At 41.4% G+C, this 22,621-nt stretch carries 18 protein-coding genes; 8 read left to right on the forward strand and 10 right to left on the reverse strand.

Annotated features, from left to right (window positions below; all coding sequences use genetic code 11):
- Positions 1-105: 105 nt before the first annotated feature.
- Positions 106-717: an NADPH-dependent FMN reductase gene (locus tag OO007_RS09980; RefSeq protein WP_325808684.1), complete on the forward strand. Its 612-nt coding sequence runs from the start codon at positions 106-108 to the stop codon at positions 715-717.
- Positions 718-791: 74 nt separating this feature from the next.
- On the opposite strand, the gene OO007_RS09985 is transcribed toward OO007_RS09980, so the two are convergent.
- The 10 genes from OO007_RS09985 to def form a co-directional block, all read right to left on the reverse strand.
- Positions 792-1,370 carry a class I SAM-dependent methyltransferase gene (locus OO007_RS09985; protein ID WP_325808685.1) on the reverse strand — a complete coding sequence of 193 codons (579 nt, stop codon included), beginning with the start codon at positions 1,368-1,370 and terminating at the stop codon, positions 792-794.
- Positions 1,371-2,822, reverse strand: coding sequence for a TrkH family potassium uptake protein (locus OO007_RS09990; RefSeq protein WP_325808686.1), 1,452 nt, complete (start codon positions 2,820-2,822; stop codon positions 1,371-1,373).
- 11 nt (positions 2,823-2,833) lie between these two features.
- A complete protein-coding gene (gene trkA, locus OO007_RS09995; RefSeq protein ID WP_131907486.1) occupies positions 2,834-4,210 on the reverse strand; it encodes a Trk system potassium transporter TrkA in 1,377 nt (458 codons plus the stop codon).
- A 42-nt stretch (positions 4,211-4,252) separates the two neighbouring features.
- Positions 4,253-5,629 (reverse strand): sigma-54-dependent transcriptional regulator, encoded by a 1,377-nt coding sequence (locus OO007_RS10000; protein ID WP_131907487.1) that lies wholly within the window; start codon positions 5,627-5,629, stop codon positions 4,253-4,255.
- Positions 5,629-7,830, reverse strand: a complete 2,202-nt coding sequence (locus tag OO007_RS10005; RefSeq protein ID WP_131907488.1) for a sensor histidine kinase — start codon at positions 7,828-7,830, stop codon at positions 5,629-5,631. Before OO007_RS10005 ends, OO007_RS10000 begins: the two co-directional genes overlap by 1 nt.
- Positions 7,815-8,387, reverse strand: a complete 573-nt coding sequence (locus tag OO007_RS10010; RefSeq protein WP_131907489.1) for a DUF4390 domain-containing protein — start codon at positions 8,385-8,387, stop codon at positions 7,815-7,817. Before OO007_RS10010 ends, OO007_RS10005 begins: the two co-directional genes overlap by 16 nt.
- A gap of 196 nt (positions 8,388-8,583) precedes the next feature.
- A complete protein-coding gene (locus OO007_RS10015; RefSeq protein WP_131907490.1) occupies positions 8,584-9,477 on the reverse strand; it encodes a hypothetical protein in 894 nt (297 codons plus the stop codon).
- Positions 9,478-9,847: 370 nt separating this feature from the next.
- Positions 9,848-11,146 (reverse strand): 16S rRNA (cytosine(967)-C(5))-methyltransferase RsmB, encoded by a 1,299-nt coding sequence (gene rsmB, locus OO007_RS10020; protein WP_325808687.1) that lies wholly within the window; start codon positions 11,144-11,146, stop codon positions 9,848-9,850.
- A gap of 166 nt (positions 11,147-11,312) precedes the next feature.
- Positions 11,313-12,242, reverse strand: a complete 930-nt coding sequence (gene fmt / locus OO007_RS10025; RefSeq protein WP_325808688.1) for a methionyl-tRNA formyltransferase — start codon at positions 12,240-12,242, stop codon at positions 11,313-11,315.
- A gap of 36 nt (positions 12,243-12,278) precedes the next feature.
- Entirely contained in the window at positions 12,279-12,788 is a 510-nt protein-coding gene (def, locus tag OO007_RS10030; RefSeq protein WP_131907493.1) for a peptide deformylase, read from the reverse strand.
- Positions 12,789-12,935: 147 nt separating this feature from the next.
- Between def and OO007_RS10035 the strand changes: the two genes are divergently transcribed.
- The 7 genes from OO007_RS10035 (at position 12,936) to pdxH (ending at position 22,594) form a co-directional block, all read left to right on the forward strand.
- Positions 12,936-14,159, forward strand: coding sequence for a LysM peptidoglycan-binding domain-containing protein (locus OO007_RS10035; RefSeq protein ID WP_325808689.1), 1,224 nt, complete (start codon positions 12,936-12,938; stop codon positions 14,157-14,159).
- A 97-nt stretch (positions 14,160-14,256) separates the two neighbouring features.
- Positions 14,257-15,468 (forward strand): DNA-processing protein DprA, encoded by a 1,212-nt coding sequence (dprA, locus tag OO007_RS10040; RefSeq protein WP_325808690.1) that lies wholly within the window; start codon positions 14,257-14,259, stop codon positions 15,466-15,468.
- Between the two features lie 61 nt (positions 15,469-15,529).
- On the forward strand, positions 15,530-16,156 hold the full coding sequence (locus OO007_RS10045; RefSeq protein WP_131907496.1) for a DUF494 family protein: 627 nt from the start codon (positions 15,530-15,532) through the stop codon (positions 16,154-16,156).
- Positions 16,157-16,561: 405 nt separating this feature from the next.
- Entirely contained in the window at positions 16,562-19,276 is a 2,715-nt protein-coding gene (gene topA, locus OO007_RS10050; protein WP_442784337.1) for a type I DNA topoisomerase, read from the forward strand.
- A gap of 77 nt (positions 19,277-19,353) precedes the next feature.
- Entirely contained in the window at positions 19,354-19,902 is a 549-nt protein-coding gene (locus OO007_RS10055) for a Sua5/YciO/YrdC/YwlC family protein (protein WP_325808691.1), read from the forward strand.
- Between the two features lie 92 nt (positions 19,903-19,994).
- A complete protein-coding gene (gene uup, locus OO007_RS10060) occupies positions 19,995-21,902 on the forward strand; it encodes an ATP-binding cassette ATPase Uup (protein WP_325808692.1) in 1,908 nt (635 codons plus the stop codon).
- Positions 21,903-21,949: 47 nt separating this feature from the next.
- Complete coding sequence (pdxH, locus tag OO007_RS10065) at positions 21,950-22,594, forward strand: pyridoxamine 5'-phosphate oxidase (RefSeq protein ID WP_131907500.1); 645 nt, start codon at positions 21,950-21,952, stop codon at positions 22,592-22,594.
- Positions 22,595-22,621 lie beyond the last annotated feature (27 nt).

Consider the following 22,621-nt stretch of genomic DNA (forward strand, 5'->3'; position numbering starts at 1 on the left):
ACGCTCATATTTCACCGAAACATTGCCTAAAATTACTAACTTTGTCATCCTATAGGATTCTAATCCTTATCGCATTTTAAAACTTCCATTTTAGCCAATTAAACTATGAAAATATCTATTATCAGTGGCAGCCATCGTCAAAATTCACAAAGCATTAAAGTGAGTAAACATATAGAAAAGACTTTATTGAAGTCTACATTATCTGATGAGACTTATTTACTTAGTCTCGCTGGAAACCCCATTCCCCTATGGGATGAATCTATCTGGGAAGGAGATGAAGAATGGAAGCGTATTCTAAACCCAATCTCTGATGAGCTAGAAAGCAGTGATGGCTTTGTCATTGTTACTCCCGAGTATCATGGGCAAGTTCCTGCCGCACTGAAAAATTTCTTTTTGATGTGGAAAAAACAGTTAGCACATAAACCCGCACTTATCGTTGCTGTGTCTTCTGTTGATGGTGGTTCTTACCCAGTTGCTGAATTACGCATGAGTAGTTACAAAAACAACCGTATCTGCTATTTACCGGAACATCTAATTATTCGGAACGTTGAATCGGTACTTAATGATGACGAAGAGAAAAATAACTCTGAATCTGATGCCTATTTTCGTGAAAGAATTCAATGGAGTTTAGGAATTCTAAACGAGTATTCCAAAGCATTAAAGACAGTGAGAGACAGCGGCGTAACTGATACAGACAAGTTTACGAATGGTATGTAAACAGTAATTAAAGCTGATTCTAAAAAAAAGCCTCGTAAGTAGGGGGGTGCCTTAAACTATTATTGAGATATTCATTAAGGCTTTTGAGCAATAATCAAAGCTTCGTTTCTTAAACCAGCATCCGCTTTGCCTAACACTCCATTTTCTCTATATAAAACGATCTTCAGAGAATCACAAAGCGCTAAAAGCTCCCCTGCTTTCAAACGAAAATCAGGATTTCCCGGACCAGCATCAGTCACCTTTAGTTGAGACCAGGTTTGATAAAATAACAATCCACCTGGTTTTAACGAATCTATTATCTGCGGGAAAAGTTCACGATTCAGAAAATAACTGACCACGATAACATCGTACTTTTTTTCAGGCATTCCATTAGTTTCTACATCACAAAGAATAGTCTTTATCTTAAGATCATTGTCTAAGGAATACCGTGCCAAACCCTCGAGTACCACGGATGAAATATCGATAGCATCAACAGCAAAACCATTTTTCTCTAAAAATTGTGCATTACCTGCTCTACCGCACGCCAAATCCAAGGCATCTCCACCAGAAAGCGGCAGTAAATAGGCATTATCGCTAAGCACGGTTGCTACTCTTGCCGAAGAAAAATCAGCCTGCTGATATGCTTGATCCCATTTATCTTTCTTAACTGACATTTATTTCCTCCAGAACGCGGGCGTAAGGACGACAAGCAATGTAAATATTTCTAAACGCCCCATAAGCATCGATAAACACAATAACCACTTTGAGAAATCACCCACCTCCTGATAATTTTGTGCCACCTCTCCAAGCCCGGGACCCAGGTTGTTTAAAGTGGCGGCAACAGCTGAAAAAGCAGTGACTTGATCCATCCCTGCGGCCATCAGTATCATCATAAATAAAAGAAAAATTCCAACGTAAACGGAGAAGAACCCCCATACAGCCTGAATAACTGTTCTATCTACGGGTTTTTTGTTTAGCTTAATCGCTATTCGTGCATTCGGATGAATCAGTCGAAGTACTTCACGCCAACCCTGTTTAAACAATAGCAACACGCGTATAACTTTCATTCCACCACCTGTTGAGCCAGCGCAACCGCCAACAAAACTCGCCAAGACTAACAGTACAGGTAGGAACCCTGGCCAGTGACTATAATCTGTCGTGGTAAACCCTGTTGTCGTGGCTATCGAAACAACCTGGAACATTGCATGATAATAAGATTCCGAAAAAGTGCCATAAACATGCATGAAATACAGATACGCAAGGGACACAATGGTAAGCATTACAATCAGTAAACCATATAATCGAAATTCAGAATCCCTTTGATAGGCTGTAAGACTGAGTGAACGCCACGCAATAAAGTGCAAACTGAAATTGGCGCCAGATAGCAACATAAACACCACTGCCACAAGCTCTATCGCATGACTATTAAAATAGCCCATACTCGCGTCATGAGTAGAAAAGCCACCAATTGCTACGGTAGAGAAGCTATGACTGATCGCATCAAATACATCCATACCCGCTATATAATAAGCCACAGCACAAGTAACCGTAAACGTCAGGTAAATGATCCAGAGAAGCTTTGCAGTGCCCTTAATTCTTGGCGTTAACTTCGAATCTTTAACCGGGCCAGGAGCCTCGGCACGGTAAAGCTGAATTCCACCAATACCGAGGATAGGAAGTATGGCAACAGCAAGTACGATGATACCCATACCACCCAACCACTGAAGCTGTTGCCGGTAGAACAATATTGATTTCGGTAAGTCATCAAGCCCTACAATAACGGTAGCACCTGTTGTTGTTAAAGCAGATACGGATTCAAAGACGGCATCGACAAATGAAATCTGTAATTCATGAGAGAATATTAAAGGAGCGGAACCCGCAATACCCAGAACACTCCAGAACAAGACGACGACTAGAAACCCTTCACGTAGCCGCAGCTCTCTTTTTCTATGGCGAACGGGAAACCAAAGGACTGCGCCTACAATTAAAACCAGTAAAAAACCTTTTATAAAGGGAGCTACGGATAGGTCATTGTATATCCAGCCAACTAAAACGGGTGGAAGCATGGTGAAACTAAATAACACCATGAGCAAACCTAAAATACGCTGAATAATAAACAGTTGCATAAGACTAGGGCCTAGATATGGCCTAAACCAACCTGAAACATTTTTTCAACGGCATTGATGTAGCGTTTATCAGCCAGGAATAAAATAACATGGTCTTCTTCTTCAATAACGGTGTCATGGTGCGGCATGATAACTTCATCTTTACGCACAATGGCGCCTACCGTTGTGCCAGGCGGCAACTTTAGGTCGGCACGTTTTCTACCAACAACACGGGAGTTTTTAGCATCACCGTGAGCGACTACCTCGATCACTTCCGCATCACCTTTTCTTAATGAGTGAACAGAAACAATATCACCACTTCGAATGTGGGTCAGTAATGCACCAATGGTGATCTGTTGTGGTGAAACAGCATGATCGATATTCGCATTTTCAACTAAATCGACATATCCTGTACGATTCACTAAAGACATTACTTTTCGAGCGCCCAGACGTTTAGCCAGCATTGCCGACAAAATATTCGCCTCATCATCATTAGTCAGTGCGCAGAAAATATCTGTATCTTCAATATTCTCTTCTAAGAGCAAAGACTCGTCCGCTGCATCGCCTTCAAGTACGATTGTTTTATTTAAGGTCTCTGCTAATTTTTTAGCACTATCAGGGTTTTTCTCAATAATTTTAACTTTGTATCTGCCTTCTTCCAGCGCGTTGGCTAATCTTCTACCAACATTACCGCCTCCAGCAATCATAATGCGTTTATAAGGTCTATCTACACTTCTCAATTCGCTGACGACAGCTCTAATATGCTGAGCACTCGCTATAACGAAAATTTCATCATTTGCTTCGATGATGGTATTTCCAGTTGGACTAATTGCTTTACCATTTCGAAATATCGCGGTGATTCTCACCTTTACTTCAGGAAGGTGCTCACTCAATTTATTGATTTCATGACCCACCATAGGGCCTTCATGATAGGCTTTTACCGCCACCAACCTTACTCGACCACCCGCAAAATCTAAAACCTGAGTAGTGCCCGGATTAGAGATAAGACGAAAGATATAGTTTGTGATTAACTGCTCAGGACTAATCAAAACATCCACAGGAATTAATTCTGGCGTAAATAATTCTGGGTGCTGCAAATACCCGGAAGCTCTGACTCGGGCAATACGCGTAGGTGTCCTGAATAAGCTGTATGCAATCTGGCAAGCCATCATATTAACTTCATCACTATTCGTGACTGCAATTAACATATCAGCATCGTTAACATTAGCTTGCTCTAGAACATCAGGATGCGATGCTGGACCATGACGCGTATGAACATCAAGTTTTTCCCTGAGTTCACGTAATGCAGCAATATTGGTGTCGATAATAGTAATATCATTATCTTCATTGGCTAGATTTCTCGCTAATGAACTACCAACCTGACCCGCACCAAGGATAACAATGTTCATTGTTTAATGTCCTGCAATGGATGACTCACCTTGATACTCAAGTTATTTACCATACTTCTTGGGATCAATTTTCAGCGAACGCATTTTACGATAGAGATGAGTGCGTTCCATTTGCACGAGTTCCGCAAGTTTACTCACATTCCCTTCGACCAATTTTAACTGGTGATCCAGGTAATCATGTTCGAATTGCTCTCTTGCCTGCCTTAATGGCAACTCAAACAAACTATCCGAACTTTGACTCAGCTCTTGTGAAAATACAGGAATCTCTGTTCCAATGGCTTCTTCGACTTCTTCCTGAGTAATTTCAGAATCAGTTCCTAAAATCAACAATCGCTGCACCAGATTGCTTAGTTCCCGAATATTTCCAAGCCATTTATAATTTCTTAAAAAGTTTTGTGCTGGAACAGAAAAATGACGATAAGGTAATCCATCATGTTCAATCTGCTGATCTACATAGTAATTTAACAGCTCTGGTACATCTTCCGGATGCTCACGAAGTTCCGGAATCATTAATGGAACAACACTAATCTCAAGATAAAGTTCTTTATCAAAACTCTCTGCTTCTACATCGTCTCTCAAATCATGCTGGGAAGAGAATATAAGTTTCACACTCAGCGGGATATGCGAATCACCACCTACTCGTGTGTAATAACCTTGGCGTAATGCAATTAATAAGCGCTTTTGAGCGTCTTTTGTCAGCCCACCAATATCCGAAAGATATAGCGTGCCGCCCTGAGCTTGATCAAGTAAGCCATAACTAATCTTTTCATCAATTTCAGAACCGAAAATTTCGACACTCATATTTTCTTTCGGAATAAGAGATACGGTCGATTTTAAAAAAAGTCGCCCACTATTCTCACTTTGAGAGTGGATATACCGTGCGAATACTTCTTTACCGACGCCACCTTCACCGTATATCAGCACAAGACTATTATGCTTGGATATTCTGTCTGCCTGCTCTCTTAGTTTCACCATTAGCGGGCTACTGCCTACCGGGTATTGAGGCGCACTAATCTGATCTCGAAGTTCTTTATTCTCTTGAACCAGTTGATCTGAACGCAAGGCATTTTCTATACACAACAACATCTTTGCGATCGATAATGGCTTTTCAATAAAGTCATGCGCACCCAAACGCGTTGCCTCAACGGCAGTTTCTATGGTTCCATGACCTGACATCATAATGACAGGGCAAGAAAGAGTGCTACTGTTTTGCCAGTCTTTGAGCAAAGAAATACCATCTTGACCCGGCATCCAGATATCAAGCAATACCAAATCTGGTTTGCGTTTTCTTCTTAGTTCTTTTGCTTCTTCAGCATTTTCTGCTGTTGCAACTTCGTAGCCTTCATCTTCCAGTATTTCGCTTACTAACTGGCGGATATCCGGCTCATCATCCACTACTAGAATATATTGTGCTGTCATCAATTATCCTTTTGGTACGGTAGGTGCATTATAAAACTCGCACCTCCATTTTCATTATTTTTGGCTAATACACTGCCTTCATGCTCTTCTATTATACGCTTTACAATGGCTAAACCTAAACCACCACCTTTGGTTTTCGTAGTTTTGTATGGTTCGAACAAATGCGGCAGTAACTCACTGGTAATTCCGGGGCCATTATCTTCGATCTGAAGGATAAACTCTTTTTTACCCTCTTTTGATTCTTTTACTTTACTTGTAATGATCAGTTTTGAATCACCATTCCCACTAAAATCATGCATTGCATCCAAGGAATTTTTGATCAAATTCACCAAAAGCTGCCTGATCCGATCGCCATCGACATTAAGTATAGGAGAGCCATCTAAATTTAGTATGATTTCAGCATCTGATTGATTGATTCGGTAAAGTTCAACAACCTCTCGTATCAAACCATTGATATTGATCTCTTTTAATTTTAGCTCAGGTATTCTTGCGTATTCACTAAATGCATCAACCATTGTCTTCATGCTATCAACCTGATGCACAATAGTATTACTCATTCTTTGAAGTAATTCAGCAGACTCTTCATCCAGCAATGGTTTAAGCCTACGCTGTAATCTCTCAGCCGAGAGACGGATTGGGGTTAATGGGTTTTTAATCTCATGAGCAAGTCTTCTTGCAACCTCCCCCCAGGCAGCATCATGCTCAGCCTGTACAACTTCACTGATGTCATCAATCACCAGAACATAGCCTTGCGCGCCATCAATCAATTCAGGTAAAACCACCCCTCTACAAACCAATGTATGCTTAGTGTTTCCAAGCATTAAGGTGACTTCTGTTTGCCAATCCTTATCTTTGGAATTATCACTAGAGGCTGATTCCATTAACTTAGGCATTATCGCGCCGTAAAAGGGCAATAATCCTTCTGCCACGCTACACAAAGCTTTAAAGCTTTTACCTTTAAATTTATCCAGAGGCGCATCCAACAACTCTTCCGCCGTGTGATTTATTCTTCTGATGATAAACTCTTCATCAAGTGTAATAACACCCGAAGTTAAGCTGCCTAAGACAACATTTAGATAATCATGTTGCCTTTGAACTTCCTGCTGACTATCAGCACTTTCCTGTTGTGCTCTGGATAGTTTTGTTGTCATCACGTTAAATGATCTGGCCAGCAGATTGAAATCGTCTTTCTCATCCACATCCAGCTTTTTTTGCAAGTCTCCGGAGGCTACAGCATTGGTTGCTTCCAGCAAGTTTCTGACGGGTTTTGTTAACCGAATTGAATAAATAAATGCCGCCCAAACTGAGAATAGGACAGACAATAACATGATCAACAAGAGCGTTATTCTAAAGCCTTTCTTGATCAGCTCTTTCTGGTAACTGATTTCCTGATATTGCTTATACGCATCTTGAACACTATCCGCCAAGATTCTTTCTTTTTCTGAAAAAGGAAACAAAGCGGTCAGAATAAACGTTTCTCTGCCAACACCGAGTGAGATACTTAAGGCAACACGCGAGAAAAGCCCGCCCTCTCCTACTGGCTCAAGCTGATACATATAACCACGGCTAGACAGTTTACGGATGATATCGTCAGTTGGAAAATGTGGCAGTATGGAGTTCATCTCGTCACCACTGTAAACGAGCACCCGTTTGTTGCTACCAAAGAGAACAATCTCGTAGGCACCCATGGCAATCAACTGCCTGTCTATGAATGACCCATAATCCAATCTATCCACTCTCGCAAGTGCAGTAGCCGCTCTTTCCAGATTAAAAAGGTGTTGCCTCATACGGACATCAAGCGAGCTTCGGGCAAGCTCCAGTGAATCATCTAAGGCGCCTTCAATTTTAACATTAAACCAGTTATCGACCCTGTCCCCGATAAAATTCATCGAGAAGTAAGAGACAACCAATACCGGCAAAATAGTTAATAACGAGAAAGCGTACATTAAACGCAGCGTAAAACGAGAGCCTGCTTTCTTCGAGCGCAAATGTACCAACGCTTTAACAACGTTATAAAGAATCAGGCTCAATAAAATAACCAGAACAGCAATATTTAACGGTATTAACCAGGTATTAATTGCACTGGATTGATCAGGATTCTTTGTCGATACACTTAATAAGATAAATGAAGTTACTAATAATAAAAACGTAACTAAAACAGGAAAAATCTGAAAAAAGAATGTTCTTAAGGAAGGGGCCATAACACGCCCTCGCTAGTCAAACTATATTGATCGCTAAATAGTGACTGGATACGCAACGGCAAGCGTAAAGTAGCAGGAACCATATCAGCTATGGCAAAGATATAAAATTCTCCATCATCTTTATCATTTAAAGACTCGGAGATATCAGGCAAAACAAAGTGTTTTAATTCACCTAATTTTCGAAGAGAGGCAGAAAGGCTCGAAAAATTCCAGTGCTCATTGGTATCACTTCTTGATAATACATAATGCCGGCTTAAGGCATGGTATTTAAGCTGATAATTAACAGTTAAAATTGGCACGTCTTTGTTAAACCACCAACTACTGTGTTCTCCTAAAAGGAATTGAACACGAGAGTTTAATGTCACACCATTTTTTAAGGCTTCGCTTAGATAGTCGGTTAATTTGTACTCAATGCGAGTAGAAACTTCGAATCTTTCTGGCGTACCTTTGATACTAAAATCTTTAAAATCAATATCTCCAGCTGATAGATTTAGAGATGGGAAGGCCATCAAGAAAACCATCATTAGGGGGAAGAATATTTTAGAAAAACCAGACATGTTGCTATTTTACCACTAAAGATATTGGTTGTAATCAGCTTGCTGCTATAAATCAAAGATAAATGCACCCCCCTACTTTGAGGGCTTTTTCTGTACTCCTAAAATAGACGTTAATTAAAGAAGGCGAGCCTAAGCCCACCCTCCTTGAGACTATACTCTGCTAAATGCGAGAATGAGTCGATGATGATAAAAGTTATCAACCAACAGCAAGCTCTCTTTCTACATCCGAAGACTGATCCACCTGATTTTCTTGAGGCGCAATTTTTTGCATAGACTTGATTTTATTTTTAGAAAAATCCTGAGACCAGAAGTCTTCCCATAGATCAATGAAATTCAGGGAGTTCTGCAATAAATCAGACTGATCATAACCGCCTGCACCTTGCGCTAAAATCAACCAAAGATCATTTTGATGAAAATCATCACAGGCATCATTTTCTTCATCTTCAGAAACTCCATGAACCTGGTAATAGCCTTCCTGAACAGGAATTCCTAATGCGCCAGTATTCAAACGCATTACTGGACTGAATATCATGACAATTTCTTCTGCGATGGCTAGCAGTGTTAGTAGTAGTGGATAATCATCATACGCAGCCAGAAAGCATTCTTTTAACTTTTGAGTAACTGGCGAAGGGACAAACTCCTGTCTATCTTCATCGCTAATGCTCATATCTGTCATCAACTCTTCAAATAGAATCAAATGAGATCGTTGAGGTGTACCCTGAAAATAACAAGGCTCGCCAATTTTGTAATGAAAACCAAATTCATCCAAAGTATTTAGCGTTAATAAAAAGCGCGCATAAGCTTTACTACCCGGCTTCATTACATTTTCTACTTTTTTAGATTGGTACTGAGCCATCAACAAAGCATCGGTAAATATATGCACAATTGCACGGTATTCCATGTGCATGGTCTGCATTTCCTGCAATGAATATTCACAAGCATTCATTGCAGAAACAATTGGATGTTGATTTATTTTATGATTTTTGACAGATGAAATCAGAACCTGAAGGAACTCCATATTTTCGTTCCACTTAGTTTCACCGACACTTGCTATCATTTCTTTTACTGCGTTTTGTCTAATCTGATCCATGATTAATCTCCTTAATATTAAGTTAGTAAGAGCAAACGTTTTGCAAAAAAATATGCTCAATCAATAACTGAATTGGGGGTTTGGAAATTTATCCCTAGGGCATGAAATATGTATATTTTCCCGAAGAATTATCATCACCAAAATCTTCAGAAAGTGATTAAGAAGACACATAAAAGGTCAATCCTTTGAGCCATTTATGGTTCATATTCCTTTTTTGGTAATCATAATAATCAGCAAAAAATACTGATTATTATGATTTCATACTAAATAATATATGTATTGCGCACAAGTGATTTGAGCGATGAATATTAGCTAGAAATATAAATTATAGGCGCAAAGCTATACGGTGAAAGGCTGAGAGGTAGTTAAATTAATTGCTGGTATTTGTTTTCTGGATTTTGGCGTAATAAAAGCCATCCATTGAATTATCCCCGGGAAAAATCTGCTTACCCAAGGACTCAGAAGATTCTATCGCAACTATTTCGGCATTAGCATTATTGTCTAAAAATGAGCGGATTTGATCTTCGTTCTCTTCAGGTAAAATTGAGCAGGTCGCATAAAGAAATAGCCCACCTGGTTTTAGTTTTTCCCAGAGCGCTTGAAGCATTGCCGCCTGAAGTTTTTGCAACTCGGCAATATCGCTGTTTCTACGTAACACCTTGATATCAGGGTGCCTTCTTATAACGCCTGTGGCAGAACAAGGCGCGTCCAATAAAATCCGGTCAAACAGAATATCTTTGGCATAAGCCTCAGTATCCAATGCATCTGCTACGACTAAATTAGCTTTTAGGTTCAATCGCTCAAGGTTTTCACTGACCCGTTTCATGCGAGTTTCACTATTATCAATAGCGATCACTTTAAGATTTTCAGCAGATTCTAGAATATGACCGGTTTTGCCACCGGGTGCTGCACACGCATCAAGCACTTGCATGCCTGCCTTGCAATCTAACAAGATGCCAGCGAGTTGCGCTGCGCCATCCTGTACTGATGAAGACCCTTCAGAGAAACCGGGAAGGTCTTTTACATTTTGAGGCTTAGTCAGCTTTACTGCTGTGGCAACGCCTTCCAAAGGCTCAGCATCTATCCCAGCATCATTAAGTTGTTGCAAATACGCATCTCGGGTTTGATGATTCAGATTTACCCTAAGCGTCATGGGAGAACGTAAATTAGACTGCTCTAAGATTTCTTCCCAATTATCTGGCCATGCTTTTCTAATACGATCTATTAACCATTGCGGAAAAGCATACTTGGCTGGTTCTTCAGCTAGCATTTCTTTTTGAAGTTTCACTTGCCCCCGTAAGAAATTCCTTAAAACGGCATTTACCAAATTTTTAGCCCAAGGCTTCTTCAGACCTTTGAGCGCACTAACGGTTTCACCCACAGCCGCATGGTCGGGAGTTTTCTGGTAAATAATTTGATACAAGCCAACACGGATCAAACATTCTACATCCTTATCTTTCTTCTTTAATGATTTACTCATAAGAATGCTGATAAGCGCAGACAATGATTCGTGCCAACGCAAACTTCCATAACAAAGATCGCTAACCATTGGGCTATCATTATCAGACAGAGCAGTGCTTAAGGATTCTCCGTTATAAATAACAGATTGAAGGATTCGGGCTGCAGCAACTCTTGGGTTAACAGCCTGCTTATTGTTATTTTTTTGCATAGTTAGAGTGATTTTATTGAGTGACTATCGTGAATTAAACGCTTTTCAAGCATTAGAGCACTCATCATTAAGTAATGACACCCCCCTACTTTCAGGCACTTTTTTAATATTGAATCTTTTGATGAATGCTCTGATGAATCTTTTAATCTATTTATAGTTGCGCGCATTATGACGGAAATACATTTCCCATAAGCGATTGGCCATTGATAAAATCCTTAACATCCATCGCTTTTTTTCCTGGCAACTGCAAACGCGAGAATGACAAAACGCCATCTCCTGTAGCAATGACAATGCCCTCTGAAGATTCAGAGATCACTGTGCCTGGTTTCTGGTCGTTATTTTCTTCCACTACTTTCGACATATAGATACGAAGAGGCTTACCATTCAATAGAGTAAAAGCTACTGGCCATGGATTAAATGCCCGTATCTTTAAGTCAATATCTTTCGCTGACTGACTCCAATCTATCTCGGCTTCCGCTTTATTGAGTTTTTCAGCATAAGTCGTTAAAGCATCATCTTGAATCACAGGTTCTAGTTCATCTTTTTCGATCAGATCCAAAACTTCTAGTAAGGCTTCGGCACCATCACTGGAAAGGAGATCATGAATCGTTTGGCTCGTATCTTCTGCGGTAATTGGACAAGTACGCTTAAGTAACATATCGCCCGTATCCAGCCCCAAAGCCATCTGCATGATAGTGACGCCCGTTTCCGTATCACCGGTTTCAATTGCGCGGTGAATAGGCGCGGCACCGCGCCATCTTGGCAACAGTGAACCATGGATATTCAAACAACCATAGCGCGGCATATCTAATACTGCCTGCGGCAAAATCAAACCATAAGCTGCTACGATCATTACATCTGCATCATAAGCACTGAGTATTTGCTGCGCATCTTCATCCTTTAGAGACAATGGTTGCTCCACAGGTATTCCAGCATCAACCGCCACTTGCTTTACAGGGCCGAATTGAACTTTTCTGCCTCTACCAGCAGGACGATCTGGCTGGGTGTAGACAGCAACGACCTTATGCCCAGAGTTTATTAAAGACTGAAGCGCAGGAACTGCAAAATCAGGCGTACCTGCATAGACGATTTTCAATGTTTATTACTCTTTAACGTTCTTTTGGGGTATTTGTTAAGCGCTGGCAGCTTGCTTAGCGAGCTTTTCGAATTTTTTACGTAATCGTTGCTGCTTTAAAGGAGACAAGTAATCAACAAATAACTTACCTTTTAGATGATCTAATTCATGTTGAATGCAAACTGCCAATAAACCATCAGCGTTTAATTCAAACTCCTTACCGTCTCTATCTAATGCTTTAACCGTGATAGATTCTGATCGTTTTACTTCCGCGTAGTATTCAGGCACAGATAGGCAACCTTCCTCACAAATCTCTTCGCCTTCGCCATGCAGAATTTCCGGGTTTATCAGACAAAGTGGTTCATTCTTCTCTTCCGAAACATCCACTACTACAATTTGTTGATGTACATTAACCTGTGTTGCAGCCAGGCCGATACCAGGTGCTTCATACATAGTTTCAAACATATCATCAACAAACGCTCGAATTCCATCAGTCACTTCTGTCACTGGTACTGCTTTGGTGCGTAAACGCTTATCCGGGAAACGCAAAATATCTAAAATAGCCATAAAATAGTCCAATCTCAATTATTTTCTAATAATACCGTAAGTCTGAAAACAGTGCATGAGATACATGAGGTACGATATTATTAATTCATAGTTTTATAACAACATATAGACACCAAAATAATAAACAATAAAAATAAGAGGGTTTTCATGTCTTTTAATTTCCTAAATTTAACGCGTCTTCCAGTGTTAACGTTATCGGTATCTGCACTCTCTCTATCTTTACTAAGTGGTTGTAGTGGTTTAGATGGCTACCAAGGTGCATCTCAGGCAAAACCTGCGACATCTTCACATGCACATGATCCTTACGATAATTATTATGGAATGCCGATCGCTAAGTCGAAGAACTCGGCTTATAGCCCTAAAATCGCACGAGTTATCACCAAAGCGAAGTTTAAACACAATGCGCCAAAGCGTTACGTGGTTAAAAAAGGTGACACTTTATGGGGAATTTCAAACAAATTCCTACAAAACCCGGCTTATTGGCCTGAGGTTTGGGATAAAAACCAAAAGGTTCGAAACCCTCATCTAATCTACCCTGGTGATGTTCTATTCATTTACCAAGGCAATAGAAATGTAAAAATGTCTGACGGTTCTGTCGTTGAAAAACTCATTCCACAAATGCGTATAGAGCGTAAAGGTGGAGGCGAGCCAATATCAACACTGGCGCCATTTTTAGTGTGGCCGAAAGTCGTTGATGAAGACACTATTAAAAATGCGCCTTATATTGTTGACGCACGTGATGCGAACTTGTTAATCGAAGAAGGCCAAACGGTTTACGTTAAGAACCTGAGAGATAGAAAAGCTGGCGGTGAGTATGCAATTTTCAATGTTGGCAACATAATTTCTGACCCTGAAACCAACAGAGAGTATGGACGTGAAGTGGTTTACACAGGCTTCCTAAACGTTGGAAAACTCGCCATGAACACCGAAGTAGCAACCGCAGAAGTCGTACAATCAACACGTGAAATCAGACGTGGTGACCGTCTTATGTATATAGAAGATCATACACATACACTGAACAAGCCGATCATTATTCCTACGCACAAGGTTCGCGGAAGTATTATTTCTTTATTCGATGCAGAAATGATTACGGGTCAAACACAAGTTATCACCATCAATAAAGGTGCCAGAAACGGCATTAAAGAAGGTTATACACTTGGGATTTATTCGCCAGGCAAGATGGTTGATGATCCTATCGCGTTTAAATCAGACAAGAAATTTTACGAGCCTGTAAAAGCGGCGAAAGTAGGAATACCACCATCGCGATCTGCAACAGCTATTGTGTATAAGGTGCTCAATGATATTAGCTACGCTGTAATCACTCAGGGAACGCATGAGATTAAGAATGGATACAAAGTGGGTAACCCATAATTCTTAGTACTTAAATTTAAACATTATTTGGGCCCATGTATGATTTATACTGGGCCCTTTTTAATGCCTCAACAATCTTGGTCACTCTCGAAAACTGATGAAAACAGAAGATGAATTACAATCCTGGATAGCGTTATGGCGCGTTTCTGGAGTCGGCTCTAAAAGCTTCCAAAAGCTTTTAAGCAATATTGGCGATCCCGATTCTCTGTTTTCATCTAATATGTCCACTCTTACTCAGGCTGGCATCTCAGAAAAGTTAGCGCATGCCATTCTTGATGCTAAAAAAGACCAAGAAACGGCTGCCCCAGATATCGAGTGGCTAAATGAAGCTGATGATCACCACATCATTACCATTCATTGCGATGAATACCCCGAGTTATTAAAACGCATTAGTGACCCACCGCCGCTGTTATACGTACATGGACAACTGTCATTACTAAAAGACCCACAAATAGCTATCGTAGGAAGCCGTAACCCTACTCAAGGCGGGACAAATAACGCTTATGAGTTCGCCAAGCACCTCGGTCAAACTGGCTTTTGTATTACAAGCGGTTTAGCAATGGGCGTTGATGGCTCTGCGCATACTGGTGCGTTAGAAGTAGAAGCACCCACAATTGCGGTTATCGCTACCGGCATTGATAGAGTCTACCCAGCCAAACATCGAGAAATGGCACACAAAATTGCGGATCACGGAGCAATCGTGACCGAATTCCCTATCGGCACACAACCTAAATCCAGCAACTTCCCACGTCGAAACCGTATTATAAGCGGGTTAAGTTATGGCACGCTTGTGGTTGAAGCAGCCCAACAAAGTGGTTCATTGATTACTGCGCGTCTGGCAATGGAGCAAAATCGGGAAGTATTTGCTATTCCCGGGTCCATTCACAACCCCCTTGCACGCGGCTGCCATAAACTTATCAGACAGGGTGCAAAACTAGTAGAAACCGCACAAGATATTATGGAAGAAATGGCGAGTGTCATTGACCTCAACTCACTGTTAAGCGATCAACAGATTTCAAGCAATAGTGCTAATGAGAAATCTACCGCCAATAAAGAAGCGTTCGAAGCAGATTCAGCAAACAGTAAACTCAACACTGAAAACCAAGCCATTGATTCGAATCAAAATACTCATACTGACGATGATCAACAAATCATTTTAAAAGAAATGGGCTTCGACCCTATCTCGATTGATCAATTAGCGGTCAGAACAGGAATCGATACGGCCTCGCTATCAGCATCTCTATTAATGCTGGAATTACAAAACCAGATTGCATCAAATGGCGGCGGAACCTACACCCGCCTTAAATAATGGATGAATCGTCTTAGAAGCTAAGATCAAGCTATAACAACAACCAGCTGTCAGTTTAACCATGTCAATCAGACATGTTCAGGTGACATTCACATTCATTTACTATAAAATTCCTCGCATATTAAGATCTTGTAACAATCAACAAGATAATGTAGAAAACGACTTCTCGCCCCGTAAAGAAGTGTTTACTCACAGCAAATTAGAGACCCCGAAACACATGAAAGAAAATACATTGGATGTACTTTTTTACCTTTTTGATAACTTTGCTGAGGCTGAAGATGTCGCACAAAATAGAGAAGTACTTCATGGTGAATTAAAAGATGCTGGTTTCCCCAAAACCAGAATCACTAAAGCATTTGATTGGCTAGAAAGCCTTGCAGATGACGACAAAATTTATATCTCAGAACCAAAGTCACAATCAATCCGTCAATTTTCAAAGTATGAAGCGCGATGGTTAGATCAGGAATGTCAGAACTATATGTTCTCTCTTCGCCAGACAGGTGTTCTAAGTTCTGAGATGTTTGAACGCACGGTTGACCGCATTTTAACGTTAGGCGATAAGGAATTTGATATCAATCGCCTTAAGTGGGTGATTTTAATGCTATTACTCAACCAGCCAGACACTGAAGCTGAATATATCTGGATGGATGACGTGGCACTTGGAGAAGAATCTCCCGTTTATCATTAATTTATGATTTAACACTGCTAACAATACAAACAGATTTAAAAATGGTCCTTTTTAGGGCCATTTCTCATTTTTGACGTAAACGAAATTCTATCAATTCTTTGCTCTTTAAACGAAAAGTCACCCCCCTACTTTTGAGCACTTTTTTGAAGAATCGTGAACCTCAGTGATTTTTATTTGTCATTAAATTTAGCTTTATAATATTTAATTTAGATTACATCTAAGGCTCTCAAAAATGCCTATATTTCCCACTAAATCGCTAGTTAGAAAAATTTCATCCTTTACTAAAATGAACATTCCAGTGTATTGTTGCCACCAATTTCCTATCAAAAACCAGATTAAAACCCGATTAAAGTATCGTAACTTAATCACCTCACAGACATTTTATAAGGCACACTATAAGGCATTATGGGCAGATCACTCGTTATTGTGGAGTCGCCAGCAAAGGCGAAAACCATCAACAAATACTTAGGCAAAGAATACATTGTCAAATCCAGTGTAGGTCATATTCGTGACTTGCCAAAAGGTGGCGGCAGCCAAACTGGAAAGAAAAAAGCACCCACTCTTGCTCAACTGACGAAAGGTATGAGCGAAGCCAAAAAAGCCGCTTTTAAAAAGAAACGTGACAACGATAACCTTGTACGTCGCATGGGAATTAACCCAGATAATGACTGGCAAGCGCAATACGAAATTTTGCCCGGCAAAGAAAAAGTCGTTGCCGAATTACAAAAACTCGCAGCCAAGGGCGATAAAGTCTATCTCGCGACCGATTTGGATAGAGAGGGTGAAGCCATTGCCTGGCATTTAAAAGAAGTTATCGGCGGAGATGATGATCGCTTTGAACGCGTAACGTTTAATGAAATCACCAAAACAGCTATTCAGGAAGCGTTTAAAGAACCTTCAAAACTGGATGTTGACCGTGTTAATGCACAACAAGCCAGACGTTTTCTAGACCGTGTCGTTGGATTCATGGTCTCTCCCTTATTATGGGCAAAAATCGGACGCGGTCTTTCTGCGGGTCGTGTGCAATCTGTAGCGGTACGTTTAATCGTCGACAGAGAACACGAAATCAATGCATTCAACCCTGTTGAATTCTGGGATATCCATGCTGATCTTGCGACCAAAGCCGGCGAAGCTTTGCGCATGGAAGTTACCAAAGACTTTAGCAATAACAGTAGCGGCGAAGCGTTCAAACCTGTTAATGAAAAGCAGGCAATGGATGCCGTTGCAAAACTCAAAGACGCCGAGTATTCATTACTCAAGCGTGAAGACAAAGCAACTAGCAGCAAACCCAAAGCTCCTTTTATTACATCGACTTTACAACAAGCCGCGAGTACGAGATTCGGCTATGGCGTAAAACGTACGATGGGCTTGGCGCAGCGTCTTTATGAAGCTGGTTACATCACCTATATGCGTACCGACTCAACCAATTTGAGTAAAGACGCACTGGAAAGTGTGCGCGAATACATCGGCAAAAAATACGGTAAAGAATACCTACCTGAAGCACCAAATCATTACGGTGCCAAGAGTGGCGCGCAAGAGGCTCATGAGGCGATTCGCCCTTCTGATGTCAAAGTCATGATGAGTGACTTAAAAGACATGGGTGATGATGCGAAAAAGCTTTACGAACTTATCTGGCGTCAGTTTGTTGCCTGTCAGATGGTACCTGCAAAATACGATTCAACGCGTTTGACCGTACAAGCTGGCCAATACTATTTAAATGCTTCAGGTCGTACCTTGCGCTTCCCGGGTTGGACAAAAGCACTGCCTCCATTGAGCAAAAAAGATACGCCTGATCTACCTGATCTAAGTCAGGGTGATCTGCTCAACTTGGTCGAGCTCGACCCACAACAACACTTTACCAAACCGCCTCCACGTTACACGGAAGCATCGCTGGTTAAAGAGCTGGAAAAGCGCGGCATCGGTCGTCCATCTACCTATGCGTCAATCATTTCCACGATTCAGGATCGCGGTTATGTAAAAGTAGATTCGCGCCGTTTCTTTGCGGAGAAAATGGGCGAGATTGTGACTAAACGTCTCGTGGGTAGTTTCGAAGAGCTAATGAATTTCGACTTCACCGCCGAGATGGAAAAAGAGCTGGATGAAATTGCAGACGGCAAATTAAAGTGGAAAGACGTACTCGATGATTTCTACAAAAACTTTAAAGTAAAACTGGAAGATGCAGGCGCTCCACCTGAAGATGGTGGCATGAAGACCAATGAAATGGTCATGACTGATATTGAATGTCCTACCTGTGGACGCAATATGGGCATTCGTACTGCTGGCACGGGTGTATTCTTGGGCTGTGATGGTTACAACCTGCCGCCAAAAGAACGCTGTAAAACAACCATTAACCTGGTTCCTGCTGAAGAATCTATCGACGTGAATAACGAAGATGCTGAAACAGAAGCATTGATGGCAAAGCATCGCTGTAAAAAATGTGATTCGGCGATGGACAGCTACTTCATCGACGAAACCACTAAATTACATGTGTGTGGTGAAAACCCGGAATGTGATGGTTACGAAATCGAAAAAGGCACGTTCAAACTAAAAGGCTATGAAGGCCCTGTGGTTGAATGTGAAAAGTGTGGTCACGATATGCACCTCACTACAGGTCGATTCGGTCCGTACATGAAGTGTAGCAATGAAGACGAGTGTAAAAATACCCGTAAAATTCTGCGCAATGGTGAAGTCGCACCTCCACGCGAAGACCCGGTTCATATTCCTGAATTAGAATGTGAAAAATCGGATGCTTACTTCATTTTACGCGACGGAGCAGCGGGCTTATTCCTTGCCGCAAGCACCTACCCGAAATCACGTGAAACCCGTGCGCCTTTGGTTGAAGAATTAAATCGTTTCAAAGATCGTATTTCTGAAAAGTTTTACTATCTCGCAGATGCACCTGCAACTGATCCTGACGGCAATAAAGCAGCAGTGCGCTTTGATCGCAAGACCAAAGAACATTATGTTAGAACCGATAAAGACGGTAAAGCAACAGGATGGTCAGCGCGTTTTGAAGACGGCAAATGGGTAGAAAAAGTACCTGCTAAAAAAGCCGCTGCGAAAAAGAAACCTGCCAAAAAGAAAGCCGCACCGAAGAAAAAGGCTGCAGCTAAGAAGTAATAACACACCCCCCCACTTACAGGCCATTTTTTAAAAAAGGCTTATAAGTGGGGGGGTGGATAGCCAATGCATTGCACATGTTAATTACCAAGAAACCACAAGAATTAATCAATATATTACGTAACGGCGGAGTATTTGCTTATCCAACGGAAGCTGTTTATGGACTAGGTTGTAATCCGGATAATGAACAAGCCGTAAATAAGATTCTTGAATTAAAGCAACGTTCTGTCGACAAAGGACTTATTCTTATTGCTTCGGATTTTTCGCAAGTTGAAAAGTATTTAAAACCACTCAACCCAGACCAATTAGCATTTATTCGACCCAGCCAGACGACTTACATTTATCCAGCAAGCGATACTGCACCAAAGTGGCTAACGGGTAATTTCAACTCACTTGCCGTTAGAATTAGCAAATTGGCAATCATTCAAGAGCTATGCTCAACGCTTGATTCCGCACTGGTTTCAACCAGCGCAAACCTCAGCGGTCAGGAACCTGCCCGAAGTTGTGCAGAAGTAGATTCCGTGTTTCACAATAAAATCGACGCAATTCTTGATGGAGAAACAGGAGATTTGCTCACCCCGACCGAGATACGTGATAGTATCACCGGCGAAATAATAAGAGCTTAGCTTTTATTGACCAAAGTCTTAACTAACGAATTTACTGAAGCCTTTCAAAAAATTCGCTTAACAAGAAAAACCACTCAAGAAATCATATTCAAATGTCATTGATCCAACTCAAAAATATCCAAGTCAGCTTCGGCGGCCCTGCCCTGCTTGACCAACTCAGCTTAACGATCGATGCTGGTGAACGCATTTGTTTGATTGGCCGAAACGGCGCAGGCAAGTCAACCTTAATGAAAGTTCTGAATCGCGAAATAAAAGCAGATTCGGGCGAAATCATCGTTGAGAAAGGCGCTGTCATTGCTCAGTTAGAGCAAGAAGTCCCTCAGGATATGAGCGGCAGTGTTTATGAAGTCGTCGCATCAGGGCTCGCTGAAACGGGCGAACTATTAAGTGCTTTTCATGCGATGAATGAAGAGGACGATATCGGCTCTGAAGACTGGATGAAACGTTTTGAGCGCATCCAGCATAAATTAGAATCCTGCAATGGCTGGCATTTCCAAAACACCATCGATACCGTTATTTCCAAACTAGAGTTAAATGCGGATGTTGATTTTGGCCAATTATCTGGTGGTATCAAACGTCGTGTATTACTCGCACGCGCGCTAGTTCAGGAGCCAGATGTATTACTCCTCGATGAGCCTACCAACCATTTAGATATCGAAGCGATTATCTGGCTGGAAGAATTCCTGCTTAGCTTTAATGGTTCATTAGTATTCATCACCCATGATCGCTCTTTCTTGCGACGCTTAGCGACACGTATTATTGAAATCGACCGTGGTCAAGCTACAAGCTGGCCCGGTGATTATGAAAACTTCTTACGCCGTAAAGAAGAAACCCTCCACGCAGAAGAACTTGAGAACGCACGTTTTGATAAAAAACTGGCACAGGAAGAAGTCTGGATTCGACAGGGAATCAAAGCCCGACGCACCAGAAACGAAGGACGTGTGCGTTCATTAGAAAAAATGCGAAACGAACGCAGTCAACGCAGAGAACAACAAGGACAAGTCAATATCCAAGTCGATGCGGGACAGAAAACAGGTAAGCGTGTAGTTGAAGTTGAACATATCAATTACACCCTACCGACTGGACGTGTATTGATCGATGATTTTTCTGCACTGGTTCAGCGTGGCGACAAAATCGGACTCATCGGCCCGAATGGTGTGGGTAAAACAACCTTACTTAAAGTATTACTGGGCGAGTTAAAACCAGATTCTGGAAAACTCATCGAAGGTACCAACCTTCAAGTGGCATACTTTGACCAGCTTAGAAGCCAGCTTGATGAGAATCGTTCGGTTAAAGACAATCTTGATCGTGGCGCTGATAAAGTCATGGTGAATGGCAAAGAAAAACACGTCATCAGCTACTTACAGGATTTCCTATTTTCTCCAGAACGTGCAAATTCACCCGTAAACGCACTTTCAGGTGGTGAGCGAAACAGACTATTACTGGCGAAACTTTTCATCAAACCAGCCAATGTATTAGTGCTCGATGAGCCTACCAATGACCTGGATGTTGATACACTCGAATTACTGGAAGAACTCTTACTAAACTATACTGGCACGGTACTAATTGTCAGTCATGACCGTGCGTTTATTAATAACCTCGTGACTAGTTGTTATGTGTTTGAAGGCGAAGGACAGATTAGCGAATACGTCGGCAGTTACGATGATTGGTTGCGTCAAAAGCCCGCAGTAAAAGCACCTACTAAAGCACAAAAATCAGCGAAAAAGAAAGAAACACCCGCTGAAGCACCTGCTAAAGAGACACAATCTGAGGCCAGTGAAACTAAAAAGCTTAGCTTTAATGAGCAGCATGAACTTAAAAACCTGCCCCTTGAAATTGAAAAGTTAGAAGATCGTATCGCAGAATTAGAAGTCCTGATGAGTGAGCCGGATTTCTTTTCTCAAGAACATAAAAAAGTCTCCGCAATTACTGACGAATTACAGCAGTCTCAGACTATACTTAAAGAGAAATACGATCGCTGGGAAGAACTAGAAGCCTAGCGATTTTAGTAGTTAAAAACCTAAGTTAACAGGAAGGTTAAAACAACATGGATATCGGTGATTACCGCCGCGAATACACTAAAGGCGGCTTAAAAAGACAAGACTTAAGCGAGTCTCCCTTTAAACAGTTTGAAAAGTGGTTTATCCAGGCCAGTGATGCTGAGTTATCAGACCCAAGCGCCATGACCATAGCCACTGTATCTGCTGCAGGCAAACCTTCACAACGAACCGTATTACTAAAGATCTTCGACGAGAAAGGTTTCGTCTTCTTTACTAATTATTCCAGTCAAAAATCCAGAGAGATCCAGGAGAATGCAAATGTGTCATTGCTATTCCCGTGGACAATGCTAGAAAGACAAGTAGAAATTAATGGTCGTGCAGAAAAGATACCGACTACAGAATCACTCAAATACTTTCTCTCTCGACCTCGCGGCAGCCAGTTAGGAGCGTGGGCATCTGCACAGAGCTCCCCTATCAGTTCACGTGAAATTCTCGATGGACAACTGAAAAAAATCAAAGATAAGTTTACTCATGGTGAAATTCCGCTCCCGGATTTTTGGGGTGGTTACCGTGTCATTCCTGAAACGATAGAGTTCTGGCAAGGAGGCGAAAGCCGTTTGCACGATCGCTTTGAATATACTCGGGAAAATACAGCGTTAAACGAGTGGAAAATCGAACGCCTACAACCTTGATAAATATGACATTAAGGTTTCTACACT

Source organism: Cocleimonas sp. KMM 6892 (assembly GCF_035798195.1).
GTDB lineage: Bacteria > Pseudomonadota > Gammaproteobacteria > Thiotrichales > Thiotrichaceae > Cocleimonas > Cocleimonas flava.

Excerpts from the sequence above, each read along its gene's own strand:
- OO007_RS09980 (WP_325808684.1), top strand. The coding sequence starts at position 106 with ATGAAAATATCTATTATCAGTGGCAGCCATCGTCAAAATTCACAAAGC.
- OO007_RS09985 (WP_325808685.1), bottom strand. The coding sequence starts at position 1,370 with ATGTCAGTTAAGAAAGATAAATGGGATCAAGCATATCAGCAGGCTGAT.
- OO007_RS09990 (WP_325808686.1), bottom strand. The coding sequence starts at position 2,822 with ATGCAACTGTTTATTATTCAGCGTATTTTAGGTTTGCTCATGGTGTTA.
- trkA (WP_131907486.1), bottom strand. The coding sequence starts at position 4,210 with ATGAACATTGTTATCCTTGGTGCGGGTCAGGTTGGTAGTTCATTAGCG.
- OO007_RS10000 (WP_131907487.1), bottom strand. The coding sequence starts at position 5,629 with ATGACAGCACAATATATTCTAGTAGTGGATGATGAGCCGGATATCCGC.
- OO007_RS10005 (WP_131907488.1), bottom strand. The coding sequence starts at position 7,830 with ATGGCCCCTTCCTTAAGAACATTCTTTTTTCAGATTTTTCCTGTTTTA.
- OO007_RS10010 (WP_131907489.1), bottom strand. The coding sequence starts at position 8,387 with ATGTCTGGTTTTTCTAAAATATTCTTCCCCCTAATGATGGTTTTCTTG.
- OO007_RS10015 (WP_131907490.1), bottom strand. The coding sequence starts at position 9,477 with ATGGATCAGATTAGACAAAACGCAGTAAAAGAAATGATAGCAAGTGTC.
- rsmB (WP_325808687.1), bottom strand. The coding sequence starts at position 11,146 with ATGCAAAAAAATAACAATAAGCAGGCTGTTAACCCAAGAGTTGCTGCA.
- def (WP_131907493.1), bottom strand. The coding sequence starts at position 12,788 with ATGGCTATTTTAGATATTTTGCGTTTCCCGGATAAGCGTTTACGCACC.
- OO007_RS10035 (WP_325808689.1), top strand. The coding sequence starts at position 12,936 with ATGTCTTTTAATTTCCTAAATTTAACGCGTCTTCCAGTGTTAACGTTA.
- dprA (WP_325808690.1), top strand. The coding sequence starts at position 14,257 with ATGAAAACAGAAGATGAATTACAATCCTGGATAGCGTTATGGCGCGTT.
- OO007_RS10045 (WP_131907496.1), top strand. The coding sequence starts at position 15,530 with ATGTCAATCAGACATGTTCAGGTGACATTCACATTCATTTACTATAAA.
- topA (WP_442784337.1), top strand. The coding sequence starts at position 16,562 with ATGGGCAGATCACTCGTTATTGTGGAGTCGCCAGCAAAGGCGAAAACC.
- OO007_RS10055 (WP_325808691.1), top strand. The coding sequence starts at position 19,354 with ATGTTAATTACCAAGAAACCACAAGAATTAATCAATATATTACGTAAC.
- uup (WP_325808692.1), top strand. The coding sequence starts at position 19,995 with ATGTCATTGATCCAACTCAAAAATATCCAAGTCAGCTTCGGCGGCCCT.
- pdxH (WP_131907500.1), top strand. The coding sequence starts at position 21,950 with ATGGATATCGGTGATTACCGCCGCGAATACACTAAAGGCGGCTTAAAA.